This window comes from Kitasatospora sp. NPDC050463, from assembly GCF_040655255.1.
GTDB lineage: Bacteria > Actinomycetota > Actinomycetes > Streptomycetales > Streptomycetaceae > Kitasatospora.
The window spans coordinates 1-15,901 of sequence record NZ_JBFAJO010000036.1 but is presented as its reverse complement, the minus strand read 5'-3'; the positions used below and the strand labels follow the sequence as shown (position 1 = coordinate 15,901).

The 15,901-nt window shown below is 71.6% G+C and carries 14 protein-coding genes and 2 tRNA genes; 5 read left to right on the top strand and 11 right to left on the bottom strand.

The genetic code is table 11. The annotated features are described in order from the left end of the window. The first annotated feature begins 88 nt into the window (after positions 1-88). Both AB0J08_RS22695 and AB0J08_RS22690 read left to right on the top strand, forming a co-directional pair. Positions 89-949 carry a hypothetical protein gene (locus tag AB0J08_RS22695; protein ID WP_360637078.1) on the top strand — a complete coding sequence of 287 codons (861 nt, stop codon included), beginning with the start codon at positions 89-91 and terminating at the stop codon, positions 947-949. An 89-nt stretch (positions 950-1,038) separates the two neighbouring features. After that, the gene (locus AB0J08_RS22690) at positions 1,039-1,851 is read left to right on the top strand and encodes a hypothetical protein (RefSeq protein WP_360637075.1); all 813 of its coding nucleotides are present in this window, start codon (positions 1,039-1,041) and stop codon (positions 1,849-1,851) included. A gap of 77 nt (positions 1,852-1,928) precedes the next feature. Here the strand turns inward: AB0J08_RS22690 and clpX are convergent, their stop codons facing one another. The 6 genes from clpX to AB0J08_RS22660 all read right to left on the bottom strand — a co-directional run bounded on the left by clpX (position 1,929) and on the right by AB0J08_RS22660 (position 8,524). Next, the gene (gene clpX / locus AB0J08_RS22685; protein ID WP_030397392.1) at positions 1,929-3,218 is read right to left on the bottom strand and encodes an ATP-dependent Clp protease ATP-binding subunit ClpX; all 1,290 of its coding nucleotides are present in this window, start codon (positions 3,216-3,218) and stop codon (positions 1,929-1,931) included. Positions 3,219-3,499: 281 nt separating this feature from the next. After that, positions 3,500-4,162 carry an ATP-dependent Clp protease proteolytic subunit gene (locus AB0J08_RS22680; protein WP_327676905.1) on the bottom strand — a complete coding sequence of 221 codons (663 nt, stop codon included), beginning with the start codon at positions 4,160-4,162 and terminating at the stop codon, positions 3,500-3,502. A 59-nt stretch (positions 4,163-4,221) separates the two neighbouring features. Then, entirely contained in the window at positions 4,222-4,839 is a 618-nt protein-coding gene (locus AB0J08_RS22675) for an ATP-dependent Clp protease proteolytic subunit (protein ID WP_305067940.1), read from the bottom strand. 321 nt (positions 4,840-5,160) lie between these two features. Beyond that, on the bottom strand, positions 5,161-6,564 hold the full coding sequence (gene tig, locus AB0J08_RS22670) for a trigger factor (RefSeq protein ID WP_360637072.1): 1,404 nt from the start codon (positions 6,562-6,564) through the stop codon (positions 5,161-5,163). Between the two features lie 255 nt (positions 6,565-6,819). After that, positions 6,820-8,289 (bottom strand): DHA2 family efflux MFS transporter permease subunit, encoded by a 1,470-nt coding sequence (locus AB0J08_RS22665; protein WP_360637069.1) that lies wholly within the window; start codon positions 8,287-8,289, stop codon positions 6,820-6,822. A 161-nt stretch (positions 8,290-8,450) separates the two neighbouring features. Next, positions 8,451-8,524: transfer RNA gene (locus AB0J08_RS22660), tRNA-Pro, on the bottom strand. 144 nt (positions 8,525-8,668) lie between these two features. Here AB0J08_RS22660 and AB0J08_RS22655 point away from each other — a divergent pair. Beyond that, a tRNA-Gly gene (locus AB0J08_RS22655) sits at positions 8,669-8,742 on the top strand. Positions 8,743-8,856: 114 nt separating this feature from the next. Here the strand turns inward: AB0J08_RS22655 and AB0J08_RS22650 are convergent. Continuing rightward, positions 8,857-9,396 carry a hypothetical protein gene (locus AB0J08_RS22650; protein WP_360637066.1) on the bottom strand — a complete coding sequence of 180 codons (540 nt, stop codon included), beginning with the start codon at positions 9,394-9,396 and terminating at the stop codon, positions 8,857-8,859. Positions 9,397-9,605: 209 nt separating this feature from the next. Here AB0J08_RS22650 and AB0J08_RS22645 point away from each other — a divergent pair, with 209 nt between their 5' ends. Beyond that, on the top strand, positions 9,606-10,397 hold the full coding sequence (locus AB0J08_RS22645) for a DUF6348 family protein (RefSeq protein ID WP_360637063.1): 792 nt from the start codon (positions 9,606-9,608) through the stop codon (positions 10,395-10,397). Positions 10,398-10,448: 51 nt separating this feature from the next. Here the strand turns inward: AB0J08_RS22645 and AB0J08_RS22640 are convergent, their stop codons facing one another. The 4 genes from AB0J08_RS22640 to AB0J08_RS22625 all read right to left on the bottom strand — a co-directional run bounded on the left by AB0J08_RS22640 (position 10,449) and on the right by AB0J08_RS22625 (position 13,999). After that, a complete protein-coding gene (locus AB0J08_RS22640; protein ID WP_329487645.1) occupies positions 10,449-10,643 on the bottom strand; it encodes a hypothetical protein in 195 nt (64 codons plus the stop codon). A gap of 601 nt (positions 10,644-11,244) precedes the next feature. Beyond that, on the bottom strand, positions 11,245-12,474 hold the full coding sequence (locus AB0J08_RS22635) for a PP2C family protein-serine/threonine phosphatase (protein WP_360637060.1): 1,230 nt from the start codon (positions 12,472-12,474) through the stop codon (positions 11,245-11,247). A gap of 314 nt (positions 12,475-12,788) precedes the next feature. Further along, positions 12,789-13,274 carry a ribose-5-phosphate isomerase gene (locus AB0J08_RS22630; RefSeq protein WP_360637057.1) on the bottom strand — a complete coding sequence of 162 codons (486 nt, stop codon included), beginning with the start codon at positions 13,272-13,274 and terminating at the stop codon, positions 12,789-12,791. 104 nt (positions 13,275-13,378) lie between these two features. Next, positions 13,379-13,999 carry a biotin transporter BioY gene (locus AB0J08_RS22625; RefSeq protein WP_360637054.1) on the bottom strand — a complete coding sequence of 207 codons (621 nt, stop codon included), beginning with the start codon at positions 13,997-13,999 and terminating at the stop codon, positions 13,379-13,381. A 377-nt stretch (positions 14,000-14,376) separates the two neighbouring features. Between AB0J08_RS22625 and AB0J08_RS22620 the strand changes: the two genes are divergently transcribed. Continuing rightward, on the top strand, positions 14,377-15,795 hold the full coding sequence (locus AB0J08_RS22620) for an amino acid permease (protein WP_360637051.1): 1,419 nt from the start codon (positions 14,377-14,379) through the stop codon (positions 15,793-15,795). Positions 15,796-15,901: the final 106 nt, after the last annotated feature.

The window sequence follows — 15,901 nt, the reverse complement described above, 5'->3', positions numbered from 1 at the left end:
GTGCCCGCACGCTCGTCCGGTCCTCGGTACGGGCACGGACTACTCCAGATCTCGACAGGCCGCAGGTGCGGCGGGGGAGCACAGGCAGATGTACGGCCAGGGTCAGCAGTATCCGCAGGGTCAACCGCAACCGTACGGGGCACCGCAGCCCTACGGCGCGCCGCAGCCGCAGCCGCCCTACGGCCAGCCGCCGCAGCAGTACGGCTACCCGCAGCAGGGGGCCCCGGCCCCGCAGTACGGCGCGCCCCAGCCCCAGCCCCCGTACGGCGCCCCGCAGCCGCCCTACGGCGCGGCGCCGGCGCAGGCCCCGTACGGCGCCCCCGGCTACCCGATGGCGCCGCCGCCGAAGAAGGGCAAGGCGGGGCTGCTGATCGGCCTGGTGATCGGCGCCCTGGTGCTGGGCGGCGGCGGCTTCGGCCTCTACAAGGTGCTCGGCGGGGACACCGGGGGCAAGTACAAGATCAGCGCCGCCCAGTCGCTGCCGGACGGCTACACCCAGAAGTCGGCCAAGGAGCAGGCGGCCGACCCGAGCAAGGCCGAGACCTCCAAGCTCGGCAAGGACCTGCACGTGCTGATCGCCAGCTACGCCAAGGGCGCCGACCCGCTGGACACCATCAGCGTGATCGGCGTCTACGGGGAGCTCGACGACCCGGACAAGATCATCGAGGACTCCAAGAAGCCGGGCGAGGGCGGCACCTGGACCACCCCGCTGGCGGAGTTCCCGGCCCAGGACGGCCACAACTCCTCGGCCAAGCTCTCCTGCGGCGTCTACGGCGTGCTCGGCGGCAAGTCGCAGTCCACCGTCTGCATCTGGGCCGACAAGTCGACCACGGCCCGGGTCTCCTTCCTGAAGTCCAGCCTCACCGGCAGCGCCCAGACCGCGCTCACCCCGGCCCAGGCCGCCGAGAAGACCCGGGCGATCCGCTCCGCCATGGTCGTCGCCAAGTAACCGCTCAGGTCACCGTCACACCTGCCACCCGGCCCCGGGTGGGAGTGCGCCACGTCCGCCGTTCCCTCCCGTCCCCAGAAAGGGCCATCGTGACCGATCAGACCCCCTACGGCACCCCGCCGCCGCCCGCCGGACAGCCGAACGGCGGCGCTCCCGTGCCGCCGCAGCAGCCCGGCTACGGCGCCACTCCCCCGCCGCCGGCCGACCCGGCCTGGGGCGCCGTCCCGCCGCAGGCCACGCCGCCCGGCTACCCGCCGGCCGACGGCCAGCCCGGCTACCCGGGCTACGGCGCGTACGCCCCGGTGCCGCAGCGCAAGTCCCGCAAGACGCTCTGGATCCTGCTGGGCGTGTTCGTCGGCGTGCTGGCGCTGATCGGCGGCGGCATCGCGTACTTCGTCTTCGACGTGACGTCCAACGCCGGCACCCAGAAGATCGTCCTGCCGGCCACGTTCAAAGACCTCACCAAGGACGACGACAACGAGATCGCCCAGGCGATGGAGAAGGAGATCACCTCCGAGTTCGGCAAGGGCGACGGCGCCTGGAACCCGACCGGCGTCAGCGCCGTGTACCAGGACTCGGCGGAGGAGCCCCAGCTCATCGTGGTCGGCGGCTACGGCAAGGTGCTGCTCCCGAAGCAGGAGCTGGACGCCATGTTCAAGGGCTTCTCCTCCGGCGGTCCCACCGTCACCGACCGGCACTCGGTCGACGCCGGTTCCAAGGGCGGCACCATGGAGTGCGCCAAGGCCACCCAGGCCGGCACCGACCTCGGCATCTGCGCCTGGGCCGACAACAGCACCCTGGTGCTGCTGATGCAGGCGCCCGAGGAGGGCAAGGCGCCGAACCTGGAGAAGCTGGCCGCCGACGCCCGAGACCTGCGCGCGGTCGCCGAGGTGGCGAAGTAACACCCCCCCGGCGCCGCGGATCGCAAAGGCCCCCGGAGACCGACCGACGGTCTCCGGGGGCCCTTTCACGCGGAAGGTCAGGCGCTCTTGTCGCGCCGCTCCCGCTTGATCATGTCGCGCGGGACGAGCGTGGGGATGGCGTGCTTGGAGACGACGTCCCCGGTGACCACCACGCGGGCGACGTCCTGACGCGAGGGCACCTCGTACATCACGGACATCAGCACCTCCTCCATGATGGCCCGCAGACCGCGCGCGCCGGTGCCGCGCAGGATCGCCTGGTCGGCGATGGCCTCCAGCGCGTCGCGGGAGAACTCCAGCTCGACGCCGTCCAGTTCGAAGAGCTTGCGGTACTGCTTGACCAGCGCGTTCTTCGGCTCGGTGAGGATCTGCAGCAGTGCCTCACGGTCGAGGTTGTGCACGCTGGTGATCACCGGGAGACGGCCGATGAACTCAGGGATCATGCCGAACTTGACCAGGTCCTCCGGCATCACCTGACGGAAGTGGTCGCTGGCGTCCTGCTCCCGCTTGGAGCGGATGTTCGCGCCGAAGCCGATGCCCTTGGCACCCGCCCGGCCCTCGATGATCCGCTCCAGGCCGGCGAACGCGCCACCCACGATGAACAGCACGTTGGTGGTGTCGATCTGGATGAACTCCTGGTGCGGGTGCTTGCGGCCGCCCTGCGGCGGCACCGAGGCGGTGGTGCCCTCCAGGATCTTCAGCAGCGCCTGCTGCACGCCCTCGCCGGAGACGTCCCGGGTGATCGACGGGTTCTCGCTCTTGCGGGCGACCTTGTCGATCTCGTCGATGTAGATGATCCCCGTCTCGGCCTTCTTGACGTCGTAGTCGGCCGCCTGGATCAGCTTCAACAGGATGTTCTCGACGTCCTCGCCGACGTACCCGGCCTCGGTCAGCGCGGTGGCGTCGGCGATCGCGAACGGCACGTTCAGCATCCGGGCCAGCGTCTGCGCGAGCAGCGTCTTGCCGGAGCCGGTCGGGCCGAGCAGCAGGATGTTGGACTTCGCCAGCTCGATGGCGTCCTCACGGCCGTTGCCGCCGCTGCGGCCGGCCTCGCCGGCCTGCACGCGCTTGTAGTGGTTGTAGACCGCCACCGACAGCGCCTTCTTGGCGAGGTCCTGGCCGACCACGTACTGGTCCAGGAACTCGTAGATCTCGCGCGGCTTCGGGAGCTCCTCGAAACGCACCTCGGAGGTCTCGGCGAGCTCCTCCTCGATGATCTCGTTGCACAGGTCGATGCACTCGTCGCAGATGTACACGCCTGGGCCGGCGATCAGCTTCTTCACCTGCTTCTGCGACTTGCCGCAGAACGAGCACTTGAGCAGGTCGCCACCGTCTCCGATGCGTGCCACGAGGTGCTTCCCCTTCGCCAGGGGCCCCGCGGGGGTTCCGGGGCCTGGTGCTGTGGACCGTCTACGCCGACGGCGATCGGTCTCGCTATCCGACGGTACTCTGCCGGGCCCCTGATTCCGTCCTCTTCGCCGGGTCTGCCCTACGCCCTGGGCGAATTGATACCGAACAGATGCCGGCGGCCGCGCCGCGGATGCGCCGGGGCGGGGCGCGCGACACCTGGCGCGCCCCGCCCGTGAGTTCCGCCCCGCCCGCCGGGGGGCAGGGCGGGAAGGTGCCGACCTCAGGAGGTCAGCGAGGCCTTGCGGGTGGAGATGACGAGGTCGACCAGACCGTACTCGACGGCCTCCTCGGCCGTGAGGATCTTGTCGCGCTCGATGTCGTCGCGGACCTGCTCCACCGACTTGTTGGAGTGCTTGGAGAGCATCTCCTCCAGCTGCTCGCGCATCCGGAAGATCTCCCGGGCCTGGATCTCCAGGTCGGAGACCTGGCCGCGGCCGGTCTCGGTGTACGGCTGGTGGATCAGGATGCGGGCGTTCGGCAGCGCCATCCGCTTGCCGGGGGTACCGGCCGCGAGCAGCACGGCGGCGGCCGAGGCGGCCTGGCCCATGCAGACGGTGGTGATGTCCGGCTTCACGTACTGCATGGTGTCGTAGATCGCCGTCAGGGCCGTGAACGAGCCGCCGGGCGAGTTGATGTACATCTGGATCTCGCGGTCCGGGTCCATCGACTCCAGGCAGAGCAGCTGCGCCATGATGTCGTTCGCGGAGACGTCGTCGACCTGCGAGCCGAGGAAGATGATGCGCTCCTCGAACAGCTTGGCGTACGGGTCGTATTCGCGGATGCCCTGCGAGGTGCGCTCGACGAAGCGCGGGACGATGTAGCGGCCCTCGGCGCGCATGTCCTCGACGCGTGCCTTGGCGCTGGACAGGCTGGGGATGTTCATGGGGGTTCTAGTCCTCCGGAGCGTTGTGGCTGTGGTCTCGTGGGAGCCGGGGCCGAGGCTCAGGCGCCCGTGCCGCCGCCGCCGGGGACATCCGCGGCGCTGTGCATGATCGCGTCGATCAGGCCGTACTCCAGGGCCTCCTCGGGCGTGAACCAGCGGTCGCGGTCGGAGTCCGCGGTGATCTGCTCGAAGGACTGGCCGCTGTGGAAGGCGATCAGCTCGGACATCCGCTTCTTGGTGCGGAGCAGCTGCTCCGCCTGGATGCGGATGTCGGTGGCCGAACCGCCGAGACCGGCGGACGGCTGGTGCATGAGGATGTTGGCGTTCGGCAGCGAGAAGCGCTTGCCCTTGGCGCCGGCGGTCAGCAGGAACTGCCCCATCGAGGCGGCCATGCCCATGGCGATGGTGACGACGTCGTTCTTGATGTACTGCATGGTGTCGTAGATCGCCATGCCGGCCGAGATCGAGCCGCCCGGGGAGTTGATGTAAAGGAAGATGTCCTTGTCCGGGTCCGCGGCCAGCAGCAGCAGCTGGGCGGTGATCTTGTTGGCGATGTCGTCGTCGACCTGCTGGCCGAGGAAGATGATCCGCTCGTTGAGCAGCCGGTTGTAGACCTGGTCGCCCAGGCCGCCGAGCACGTCACCAGAGGCGGCGTGCGGCGCCATCGGGCCAGGCATCTGCATCTGCGGGAACGTCACTTAGCCACCTGCTCAGTCGATTTGGACGGTCGCTCCGCGGCCGTCACGGTGTCGCACAGCTTCCGGGTATCACGGTGTGATTGTTGCTGTCCAAGGACCCTAACGCGCAGGCCGGGCCGCAGAATCCCTCACGCAGAACTGTTCGCTGTGAGCGCAGGGTTCACGGCGCGGCCCCGGGGACCGGCCCGGGCGGGCCGGGGGAGCCCCGGCGGCCCGCCCCGACGGCCCGGGAGAACGCGGCGGGCCCGGACGCCTCGTACGGCGTCCGGGCCCGCTGCTGCGTCAGGCCGACCGGGGCGATCAGGCCTCGGTCTTCTCCTCGGCGTCGGCCTCGGCGGCCGGGGCCTCGGCGGCGACGGTCTCGGCCGACTCGTCGGTCTCGTCGTCGTCGAAGTTGATCTCGTTGCCCTCGGTGTCGAGGACCTTGGCGGCCTCGACCACGGTGGCCAGCGCCTTGCCGCGGGCGACCTCGCCGACCAGCAGCGGCACCTGGCCACCCTGGACGACCTGCTGCGCGAACTGGTCCGGGGTCAGACCCGAGCCGGCGGCGCGGCGGATCAGGTGCTCGGTGAGCTCCTGCTGGTCGACACCGAGCTGCTCGTCGGCGACGATCTGGTCCAGGACGAACTGGGTCTTGATGCCCTTCTTCGCCTGCTCCTCGGTCTCCGCGAGGAACTCCTCCTCGGTCTTGCCCTGGGTCGCCAGGTAGGACGCGAGGTCGAGGCCCATGGGCTCCAGCTGGTGGTGCTCCAGGTTGTGCTTGCGGGTCTCGATCTCGTCCTTGAGAAGCTTCTCCGGGAACTCGATCTCGACCAGCGCCAGCAGCGCGTCGAGCACCTTCTCCTGGGCCTGGGTGGCCTGGTCGTACTCCTTCATGCGCTCGAGGCGCTTGCGGGAGTCGCCGCGCAGCTCCTCCAGCGAGTCGAACTCGCTGGCCAGCTGGGCGAACTCGTCGTCCAGCTCGGGAAGCTCCTTCTCCTGGACGGCGGTGACGGTGACGGTGACCTCGGAGGTCTTGCCCGCCTGGGTGCCGCCCTTGAGCTCGGTGGAGAAGGTGGCGGTGCCACCGGCCTCCAGGCCGACGACGGCGTCGTCGATGCCGTCGATCAGACGGCCGGAGCCGATCTCGTAGCTGACGCCCTTGGCGATGCCGTCCTCCGGCACCTCGCCGTCGACCTCGGCCTCGAGGTCCACGACCACGATGTCGCCGGCGGCCGCGGCGCGCTCGACGTCCTTGACCGAGGAGAAGCGCTCGCGCAGCTGCTCCAGCGACTTGTCGACGTCCTCGTCGGTGACCACGATCGGGTCGACGGTGACCTCGATGGTCGAGAAGTCCGGAAGGGTGATCTCGGGGCGAACGTCGACCTCGGCGGTGAACTTCAGGTCACCGCCGTCGGCGATCGTCTCGACACCCTCGATGTTGGTGATGTCGGGCTGGCCGAGGACCTCGATCTTGCCCTCGTCGACGGCCTGCGTGTAGAAGCGCGGGAGGGCGTCGTTGACGGCCTCCTCCAGCACGGCGCCACGACCGAAACGCTGGTCGATGACACGGTTCGGGATCTTGCCCTTGCGGAAGCCCGGGACCGAGACCTGCTGGTTGATCTTCTTGTACGCCGCGTCGAGGCTGGGCTTGAGCTCCTCGAAGGGCACCTCGACGGTGAGTCGAACCCGGGTCGGGTTCAGAGTCTCGACGGCGCTCTTCACGGTTTGGTCTCCTATGGGCTTGCGGTCAGGTTGCCTCCGCCCTCCCCATCGGCGCCGGCCGGGGCCGGTGCTGGCGGGTCGGGCGAGACGGGCGATGGGCGGTTGGAGCTGCATCTCCCGTGGGGGGTGGACGGTGAGCGTGACTCCTCGCCCTCGTGCGGTTGACCTGGGTTGACGCCACAGGGACTACCGCCAGCGCCCCATCCTACCGGTACCACGAAAGGCGGACGCCAGGACGCTGCCGTCAGCGGCCGCTCAGCCCTTCCCGACGGGCTCCGCGGCCGGCTCGGCCGCCCCCTCGGCGGTACCCCCGGCCGGTACCGCGCGCATGGTGGCGGCGGCGTCGGAATCCCGTACCAGCAAGGCGATGGCGGCCGCGGCCAGCGCCAGACCGGCCGCGGTGAGGAAGGCCGCGCGATAGGCGGCGAGGTTCGCCACGGGCGTACCCGAGGCATTCACCGTGAAGGCGCCCACGGCCGTCAGCACGGTGCCGAGCACCGCGACCCCGAGCGCGGAGCCGAGCTGGCGCTGCGCGTTGTAGAGGGTGGAGGCGGCGCCGGTGTCGCGCGCGCCGATGGTGGCGAAGGCGGCGGTCTGCGAGGGCATGAAGACGTGCGACATCGCGTAGCCGGTGACGAACATCAGGGCGCGCACCGCCCAGAGGTTGCTGTCCGGCCCGATCGTGGCCATCAGGGCCAGGCAGCAGGCCACCACGGCGGCGCCGGTGGCCAGGATCCGGCGCGGGCCGATCCTCGGGTAGAGGCGGCTCGCGATCTGGGAGGCGAGCATCACCCCGAGTGCCTCGGGGAAGACCATCAGGCCGCTGTGCAGGGCGTCCATGCCGAGCGCGTCCTGCATCAGCAGCGGGAAGAGGTAGAGCATGCCGAGGAAGGCGGCGCCGGAGAAGAGCGAGAGCAGGTTGGTGGTGCGGAATATGCGGTCCCGGAAGAGCCGCAGGTCGAGCATCGGCTCGGGGCGGCGCAGCTCGACGACGACCAGAGCCGCCAGCGCGCAGGCGCCGACGAGCGCCGAGGTCAGGATCCGCACGCTCCCCCAGCCCTGCGACGCGCCCTCGGAGAGCGCGTACATGGCGGCGCCGAAGCCGACGGCGGAGAGCAGGAACCCGGCCGCGTCGAACCGGACGGCCCGAACGGCGCGGTAGTCGGGCAGCGCGAGCAGCCCGAAGACCAGCGCGGCGATGCCGACCGGCACGTCGACGATGAAGACCCAGTGCCAGGACCAGCTGTCCACCAGCCAGCCGCCGAGCACCGGCCCGGCGGCGGGCGCGACGGCGGTGGGCAGCATCAGGATGCGGGTGGCCCGCATCCGCTCCTCCTGCGGGAAGGCGCGGAAGAGCATGGTCATCCCGACCGGGGTGAGCAGGCCGCCGGCCGCGCCCTGGAAGATCCGGTAGAGGGTGAGCGAGGTCATCGAGCCGGCCGCGCCGCAGAGCAGCGAGGCGAGGGTGAACAGGGCGAGCGAGGCGAGGAAGACCCGTCGGGTGCCGAAGCGGTCCCCCAGCCAGCCGGAGAGCGGGACGAAGACGGCCAGGCTGACCAGGTAGCCGACGTTGATCACGCCGACCCCGGCCGGATCGGTGCCGAACTGGCGGCCGATCGCGGGCAGCGCGACGTTGACGATCGTGGTGTCCATGATCGACATGAAGAGCGAGGCGACGAAGACGACTCCGACCGCGATCTTGGGGTTCATCCTCGTCGGGCTCATCCGGACTCCAGCATTTGGTGAAATGTCAACCATTCACCATGCCGGACCGCGCCCGGAAACGACAACAGGCCCCGGGCGGCGGCCGCGGACCGCCGAGCGGTGCCCGTGGTCCCCCGAAGACGCCAACAGGGCCCCGCCGAGGACGAGACCCTGCCGCACTGTCGGGGTGACCGGATTCGAACCGACGGCCTTCCGCTCCCAAAGCGGACGCGCTACCAAACTGCGCCACACCCCGTGGTGCCGAGAGGAAGCGTACACGCCGGGCCCCGCCCGGTCGGCGACATATCCGAGGGCCCGAGAACGAATGTGGTGTGCACGCAGGCGACCGGACCAGGTACGCTGTTCCCGACCTTCCGTCCGGCGACGGCCGGGGGATCATGCGGGTGTAGCTCAATGGTAGAGCCCTAGTCTTCCAAACTAGTCACGCGAGTTCGATTCTCGTCACCCGCTCCACCTGTCCGGCCCCGGTACGACGACACCGTCGCACCGGGGCCGTCGTGTTTCCCGACCGCCCGTCAGGGCCCCGGCGGCTCCGACCCCGGCTCCCGGTCCCGGACCGTCGGCCCGTCAGAGGCCGAGCCGGCCGGCGCGGGCCGCGGCACGGTCGAGCAATTGGTGGACGTCGGCCTGCCGGGTGGTGGGCCGGTCGTTGTACTCGTCCGGGGAGGCCGCCGGGCGGCCCGTGGCGTGCAGCACCTCCATCAGCTGCACCCGGGCGCTCCGGACGGTGTCCGGGGTGCCGTAACCGTGGGCGAGCACCGCGGCCTGGGCGCCGAGCAGGCAGACCCGGCCGGCGCCGTCCCACATCGCGCCCTGCAGCCAGCCGACCGCGCCGATGTAACGGGACGCGAGCCGCAGATGGTCGGCGGCGCTCACCGGCACCGGGCGGGCGGGCCGGCGCAGCACCCGGTCCAGCAGCGTGGCCCGGGGCAGCGGATGGCCGGCGTGCCAGGACTGCACGGTCGAGCCGAGCGGGCAGACGTACGGCGGCCGGAGGTGCGGCGCCGGAACGGGCAGCGAGGAGAGGTACGCCTCGATCTCGGCGACCAGGCCGGAGCCGTCCGGGACGAGCAGCGGCGGAGCGGGCGTCAGGTCGGTGCGGGGCATGCGGTTCTCCAGGCGGTGGCCTACGGTTGCCGCTACCCAAAATGGTGCATAAAGGACATTTCTGCGACCGGAGAGCCGGACCGGTATCGGCGGCCGGCGGCCCGCATCGGTTTCCCGGCAGGGCTTCGGGCCGATAGCCTCGGCGGCGTTCGAAAGCAGTTCGAGAGCAGTTCGAGAACGCTGCGAACCCGAGGGTGGAGGAGTGTCCGGTGCGTCCCCAGGACCGACTGACCGTCATACAGCGCTCCGTGGTCCGGGAAATGGCACGCTTCGGGCAGGTGTTCACCGTCGACGGCGAGGTGGTGCGCGGTCCGGGCACCACGGCGGTGGCCGTCCGGGAGCACCCCGGCGTCGACGGCGCCGGCCACGTCGACCTGGGCTTCGTGCTGCGGCTGGGCCACGCGGACGCGCCGGTGGTGTGGGACTGCGCGGCCGGTCTCGGCAAGACCGAGGAGGAGAAGCTCGACAACGCGGTGCGGATGTGGGCGACCACCACCGCCTCGGCACTGGTCGAGCTGCGGGAGCGCCGGGGCGAGCACGGCGACCACGCCGATCACCCGGAACTGCCGGGCTGGCACGCCGTGCAGGGACCGGCGGCGGTGTTCGGCTTCGGCAACGAGCGGCTGGCCGGCTGGCTGGCGGAGCACCGGGTGCTGCCCGCGCTGGCGCCCGCGCTGCTGCCGGAGCTGACCGGGCGGCACCTGAACGGGGTGAAGCTCTTCCTCGGCGGCAAGGCGGGGGACGACGTCGCCGAGGTACGGGTCAACGGCGAGGTGTCGGAGGCCGCGTCGGCGGCACTGCGCATGCTGGACTGGCCGCGTGGCGAACGACTCTGCTGGGCGCGGCTGTTCGTGCTGCTGACCGCCCCGGACGCGACAGCGGTGACGGCCGCGCCGCCGGGCGCCGCGGCGCCCGTGGCGGTACGGCGGCCGGCCCCGGCGGCGGCGCGGGCCCGGGGACTGTTCGCCCGCTGGCGGCAGGCCAGACGGGCCGACCGGTGACCCGGACGGCCGGCCTCCACCCCCGCCGAACCCGCCCCGGGCCGCCGCGGATCAGCTGGCGATGTTGGAGATGCTCTTCGCGATCTGGCTCAGGAAGTCCTGGATCGGCTTGGCGGCCGTGCTCTGGTTGAGCATGAAGCCGAACAGCGCGGCCAGGATCGCGTGCCCGACCTTCAGTTGCTTGTTGCGGATGAAGATGAAGCAGATGACGCCGAACAGGACCAGCGCGGAGACGGAGAGTGCCACCCGGACTCACTTCCTCGTTTCATAGCGGGGCGCCATCGGCTGACAGCCCCTGCGAAAGCCGGACCCCGGCCTGTCCGACGGTCCCGAGGCGGAACGGCAGTTCGTCCGACGTGTCGCGGTCGGAAGGAGAGTCCGGTACGGCCGGACGGTGTCCGTCGTGCCGCATGTGGCGCCCCCATCCCCCGAATCCTGACCAGTCCCGCCCGGACTCAGTGTGGTCGACCGTGCCGATTGCGTAAAGGTCTGACTGTCAGCCGAACGCCGATATCCTGCGATGCGAGACGAGTTTCCGCCGACCGAGACGATAGCGGAGGCGTTCTGACGAATCGTCGGCGGGGCGCCGCTGAGCGGCCGGGAAACGCCCGGCGGGCCGGACCGGAACGTGCTGGTCCGCTCCGGTGACGGCGGGTCGGAAATGGCTGAAGATCAGCTCCCAGGCTTGACAGCAGCTGCCCGCGGCACGTGCCCGGGGCGCCCCGCGCGCGGGCACCGGGGAAACGGCCCGGTGAGCGGGGCCGGCGGACGAGGCCCAGGAGGATGTGAGCTCTCCGGCGGGTCGGGCGGGCGGCGCCGGCGACTGGGCCGGGCGGCGCGGGCGGTGTCAGTCGCGCCAGAGCAGCAGGACGGCGCGGTCGTCGTTGATGTCCCGGGCGACCGTCTCGATCAGCCGGGCGGCGGCGCCCACACCGGCGGCCGGACCGCCACCGGGGACCAGGCGGTCGGCCTCGCCCATCAGCCGGTCCATTCCGTCGGAGAGGTCCCGGCCGGGCGCCTCGACCATGCCGTCGGTGCAGAGCATCAGGACGTCGCCGCGGTTCAGCCTGCCGCGCACGCCCTCGAACTTGGCGCCGTCGTAGATGCCGAGCAGCGGCCCCTCGGTGGTCTCCTTGATCTCCCAGCGCCCGGCGCCCGCGAGCCGCTGCATCCCCGGCAGGTGACCCGCCGAGAGCAGCTCGTACTCCCCCGTGTCCAGGTCGAGGACCAGGTGGACGGCGGTGGCGAAGCCCTCCTCCCAGGACTGGCGGAGCAGGTACCCGTTGGCCGCGGGCAGGAAGTCGTGCGCGGGCAGCGAGCCGACCAGGCCGCCGAACGCCCCGGAGAGCAGCAGGGCGCGCGAGCCGGCGTCCATGCCCTTGCCGGAGACGTCCGCCAGGACCACCTCCAGCACCCGCTGGGCGGGGCCGGTCCGGGCGGCGACCACGAAGTCCCCGGAGAAGGACTGCCCGCCGGCCGGGCGCAGCGCCATGTCGGCGTGCCAGCCGTCCGGCAGCTCCGGTACGCGGCTCTGCACCCGCAGCCGCTCGCGCAGGTCGAAGAGCATGGTCGAGCCGCCCCACCAGGGGACCCCGACCCGGCTGCGGAACTGGGCCAGCAGCAGGCCGCCGACCCCGGCCGCGCCGACCACCAGCGCGGCGCCGGGGGTGACGCCGTAGGTGTAGGCGTCCGGATCGGCGCTGGCGACCCGCTGGCCGGTGTGGATCACGGACTCGGCGGAGAGCCCGAGCGCCGCCAGCGCGTAGAGCACCACCAGGCTGCCGGGGCGCAGCAGCAGGGCCGCGGCCAGGATCGGCAGGACCAGGGAGGTGGGCGGGGCCCAGGCCGGGATCCAGATGTTGAGCAGGATCAGCAGCGGGACGAGCAGGGCCAGCACGCAGAGCACCGGCCAGTCGGCGGCGCCGCCGCGGAAGTAGTCGACACCGGCGGTGCGCAGCCTTCGGCGGACCCGGCGGAGCTTCTTGCGCAACCGGGCCGTCACGGGGTCGGGCGCCGTGGCGGCGCCGGGCCTCGTCGCAGTCGTCTGGGGCGTTTCGCCCGGCGGTCTGCCAGCCATGGGGACCGACCATATCCACCGGTGCGGGTCGGCGTCGACGGCCCGGACGCGGGCGGCGTCGCCGTGGCGCGGGCGCCTCAGCGGGTTTCGGCCGATTGCGGCGGGTGTCGGCCGCTGCGTCAGGAAGCGTACGGCGGTTGGGCGTACGAACCACGCGGGCCGCGCATGCGCCCCGCGTGCGGGGCGGTCCACGCGCCGGCCGGGGAGGGTGGGCGCTGTGGCCGATCACACAGGACGGCGCGGATGCCGACAGACGCGCCGGCCGGCCGCGCTGGGGAGCGCGGCCGGCCGGCGGGAGCGGTCGAGGGGGTGGGTCAGACCTGCGGGTGGTGGGCCGGGATCGGCGGGAGCTCGCCGGTGGTCTCGTACTCGCTCAGCATGGTGATCCGGCGGGTGTGCCGGTCGTCGCCGCTGTACGGGGTGTTGAGGAAGACCTCGACGAAGCGGGTGGCCTCCTCCCGGGTGTGCATCCGGCCACCGACGGAGATCACGTTGGCGTTGTTGTGCTCACGGCCGAGCGAGGCGGTCTGCTCGCTCCAGGCCAGCGCGGCACGGACGCCCTTGACCTTGTTGGCGGCGATCGCCTCACCGTTGCCCGAACCGCCGATCACGACGCCCAGCGCCTCCGGGTCGGCGGCGGTGCGCTCGGCGGCCCGCAGGCAGAACGGCGGGTAGTCGTCGGCCGCGTCGTAGATGTGCGGCCCGCAGTCGACCGGCTCGTGGCCGGCCTCCTTGAGCCACTCCACGAGGTGGTTCTTCAGTTCGTATCCGGCATGGTCCGAGCCCAGGTACACGCGCATGCCCATGAGTGTGGCATGCGCGCGCACCGGGTCCACGCAGGGGGCGGAGCCGAGCGAGCCGGGGCCCTCCCGGCCGAGCGGCCCGGAGGCGAGCCGAGGCCTTCCTACAGGCCGCGCTTCCCGACCAGCTTCCAGGCGAGCGGGAGGGCGCCGGCCGCGAGGACGGCCTTCAGCGCGTCGCCGACCAGGTACGGGTAGAGGCCCAGTTCGGCGGCGCGGGCCAGCGGGACGTCCAGCGAGAAGGCGAGGTACGGCACGCCGACGGCGTATATGGCGAGGGTGCCGAGGGCCATCGTGGCGGCGGTGTTCAGCGGGGTCCGGTCGGCGCCCCGGCGGGCCAGCGCGCCGGTGAGCGCGGCCGCGAGGACGAAGCCGATCATGTAGCCGAGCGTGGGGATCGACCAGCCGGAGGCGCCCTCGGCGAACCAGGGCAGGCCCGCCATGCCGGCCAGCAGGTAGAGACCGAGCGAGGCGATGCCGCGGCGGGCGCCGAGTGCGGTGCCGACCAGCAGGGCGGCGAAGGTCTGGCCGGTGACCGGCACCGGGGAGCCGTGGACGCTCACCGAGAACTGGGCGGCCAGGCCGGTGAGGGCGGCGCCGCCGGTCACCAGGGCGAGGTCACGGGCCTGGGCGCCGAACCGGCTGGACGCGGCGGGCAGCAGGTCGGCCAGGACGGCGCGGCTCAGTATCGGGGTGCTGGCAGTCGGGGTGCTGGCAGTGGCCATCGGGGGGTTCCTCCGCACGGGGACGGTCGGCGATCGGGTGATCGGGCGAGTCGGACGATCGGGTGAGTCGGACCATCGGGTGAGCGTTTGGATCAGGTGCTCGGATGATCGTGTGGTTCTGATGATCAGGTGAGTGAACATCTGTGAACCTACGCGCTGATCGTCGCCGACACCGTCTGGGAACCGGACAAAGCCCCGGCGCCGGTCATTGTGGGGTCCGACCCACTCACCACCACGGAATGTGACCGATTCGGCCATTCTCCGTCACGTTCCGGTCCGCATCGTGGGCCCGGCCCCGTCATTCTTGGCACGGACAGCGGTGCCCCCGGATATTGGGCAACTCGCATCGCATTCCGAACAGTCTGGATTCCCCCCTCATGGCCCGTACCTCCGCGCCCTCGGCGCCCGGGACGACCTCCACCGCCGATGTGCCGGCCGGTGGGCAGCAGCTCTCGCACGGCCTGAAGCAGCGCCACCTCTCGATGATCGCGCTCGGCGGGGTCATCGGCGCCGGCCTCTTCGTCGGCTCCGGGGCGGGCATCGCGGCGGCCGGGCCCGCCATCATCCTGGCGTTCACGCTCTCCGGCCTGCTGGTCATGCTGATCATGCGCATGCTCGGCGAGATGTCGGCGGCCCGCCCGGCGTCCGGTTCCTTCTCGGTCCACGCCGAGAAGGAGATCGGCCCGTGGGCCGGGATCACCGCCGGGTGGATGTACTGGGTGATGCTCTGCTGCGGAGTCGCGGCCGAGGCCACCGCCGCCGGAAAGATCGTCAACGGCTGGATCCCCGGCGTCTCCGCCTGGGTCTGGGTCGGCCTCTTCATGGTCTTCTTCTGCGCCAGCAACCTCACCGCGGTGAAGAACTTCGGCGAGTTCGAGTTCTGGTTCGCCACCATCAAGGTCGCCGCGATCATCGCCTTCCTCGTGCTCGGCTCGCTCGGCATCGCCGGGGTGCTCGGCCCCGGCACCCCCGGCGCCGAGAACCTCACCGGCCAGGGCGGCTTCCTGCCCAACGGCGTCAGCGGGCTGATCGTCGGTCTGCTCGCCTCGGTGTTCGCCTACGGCGGTCTGGAGACCGTCACCATCGCCGCCGCCGAGTCCGACGACCCCAAGCGCAACGTCGCCAACGCGGTGCGCACGGCCGTCTGGCGCATCGCGATCTTCTACATCGGCTCGATGGCCCTGGTCGTCACGCTGGTCTCCTGGAAGGACCCGTCGGTCGTCGAGAACGGCCCCTACGTGACCGTCCTGCAGCACCTGGGCGTGCCCGGTGCCGGCACCATCATGGAGGCCGTGGTGCTGATCGCCCTGCTCTCCGCGATGAACGCCAACATCTACGGTTCCTCCCGGATGGCGTACTCGCTGGTCTCCCGCGGCCAGGGCCCGAAGGCGCTGGCCAAGGTCAGCGGCGGGGTGCCGCGCCTGGCCGTGGTCGCCTCCTGCCTGTTCGGCTTCGGCGCGGTGCTGGCCTCCAAGTTCTGGCCCGACACCGTCTTCACCTGGCTGATGAACACCACCGGCGTCGCCATCCTGGTGGTCTGGTTCTTCATCTGCGTCGTCCAGCTGCGGATGCGCCGGCGGCTGGAGCGCGAGACGCCCGAGCTGCTCACCGTCCGGATGTGGGGCTTCCCGTACCTGACCTGGATCGCGATGGCCGCCGTGGTCGGCATCCTGGCGCTGATGACGACCACCGAGGGCAACCGGCAGCAGCTGTACGCGGCCGGCGTGCTCGTCGCGCTGCTCGTCGGGGCCGGCCTGGTCAAGCAGCGCCGGGACGCCGCCGCCGGCACCCGCTAGGCGCGCGGAAGGGGGCGGGGGCGCGGGGGGGGGTCGGGGCGCGGGGGGGGGGGGGGGGGCGCCCCCGGGGGGGGGGGGGCGGGCGCCGCGGCCGGGGGGGCCCCGC

Excerpts from the sequence above, each read along its gene's own strand:
- AB0J08_RS22695 (WP_360637078.1), top strand. The coding sequence starts at position 89 with ATGTACGGCCAGGGTCAGCAGTATCCGCAGGGTCAACCGCAACCGTAC.
- AB0J08_RS22675 (WP_305067940.1), bottom strand. The coding sequence starts at position 4,839 with ATGCCTGGCCCGATGGCGCCGCACGCCGCCTCTGGTGACGTGCTCGGC.
- AB0J08_RS22625 (WP_360637054.1), bottom strand. The coding sequence starts at position 13,999 with ATGGCCACTGCCAGCACCCCGACTGCCAGCACCCCGATACTGAGCCGC.
- AB0J08_RS22665 (WP_360637069.1), bottom strand. The coding sequence starts at position 8,289 with ATGAGCCCGACGAGGATGAACCCCAAGATCGCGGTCGGAGTCGTCTTC.
- AB0J08_RS22630 (WP_360637057.1), bottom strand. The coding sequence starts at position 13,274 with ATGCGCGTGTACCTGGGCTCGGACCATGCCGGATACGAACTGAAGAAC.
- AB0J08_RS22620 (WP_360637051.1), top strand. The coding sequence starts at position 14,377 with ATGGCCCGTACCTCCGCGCCCTCGGCGCCCGGGACGACCTCCACCGCC.
- AB0J08_RS22650 (WP_360637066.1), bottom strand. The coding sequence starts at position 9,396 with ATGCCCCGCACCGACCTGACGCCCGCTCCGCCGCTGCTCGTCCCGGAC.
- AB0J08_RS22635 (WP_360637060.1), bottom strand. The coding sequence starts at position 12,474 with ATGGCTGGCAGACCGCCGGGCGAAACGCCCCAGACGACTGCGACGAGG.
- AB0J08_RS22680 (WP_327676905.1), bottom strand. The coding sequence starts at position 4,162 with ATGAACATCCCCAGCCTGTCCAGCGCCAAGGCACGCGTCGAGGACATG.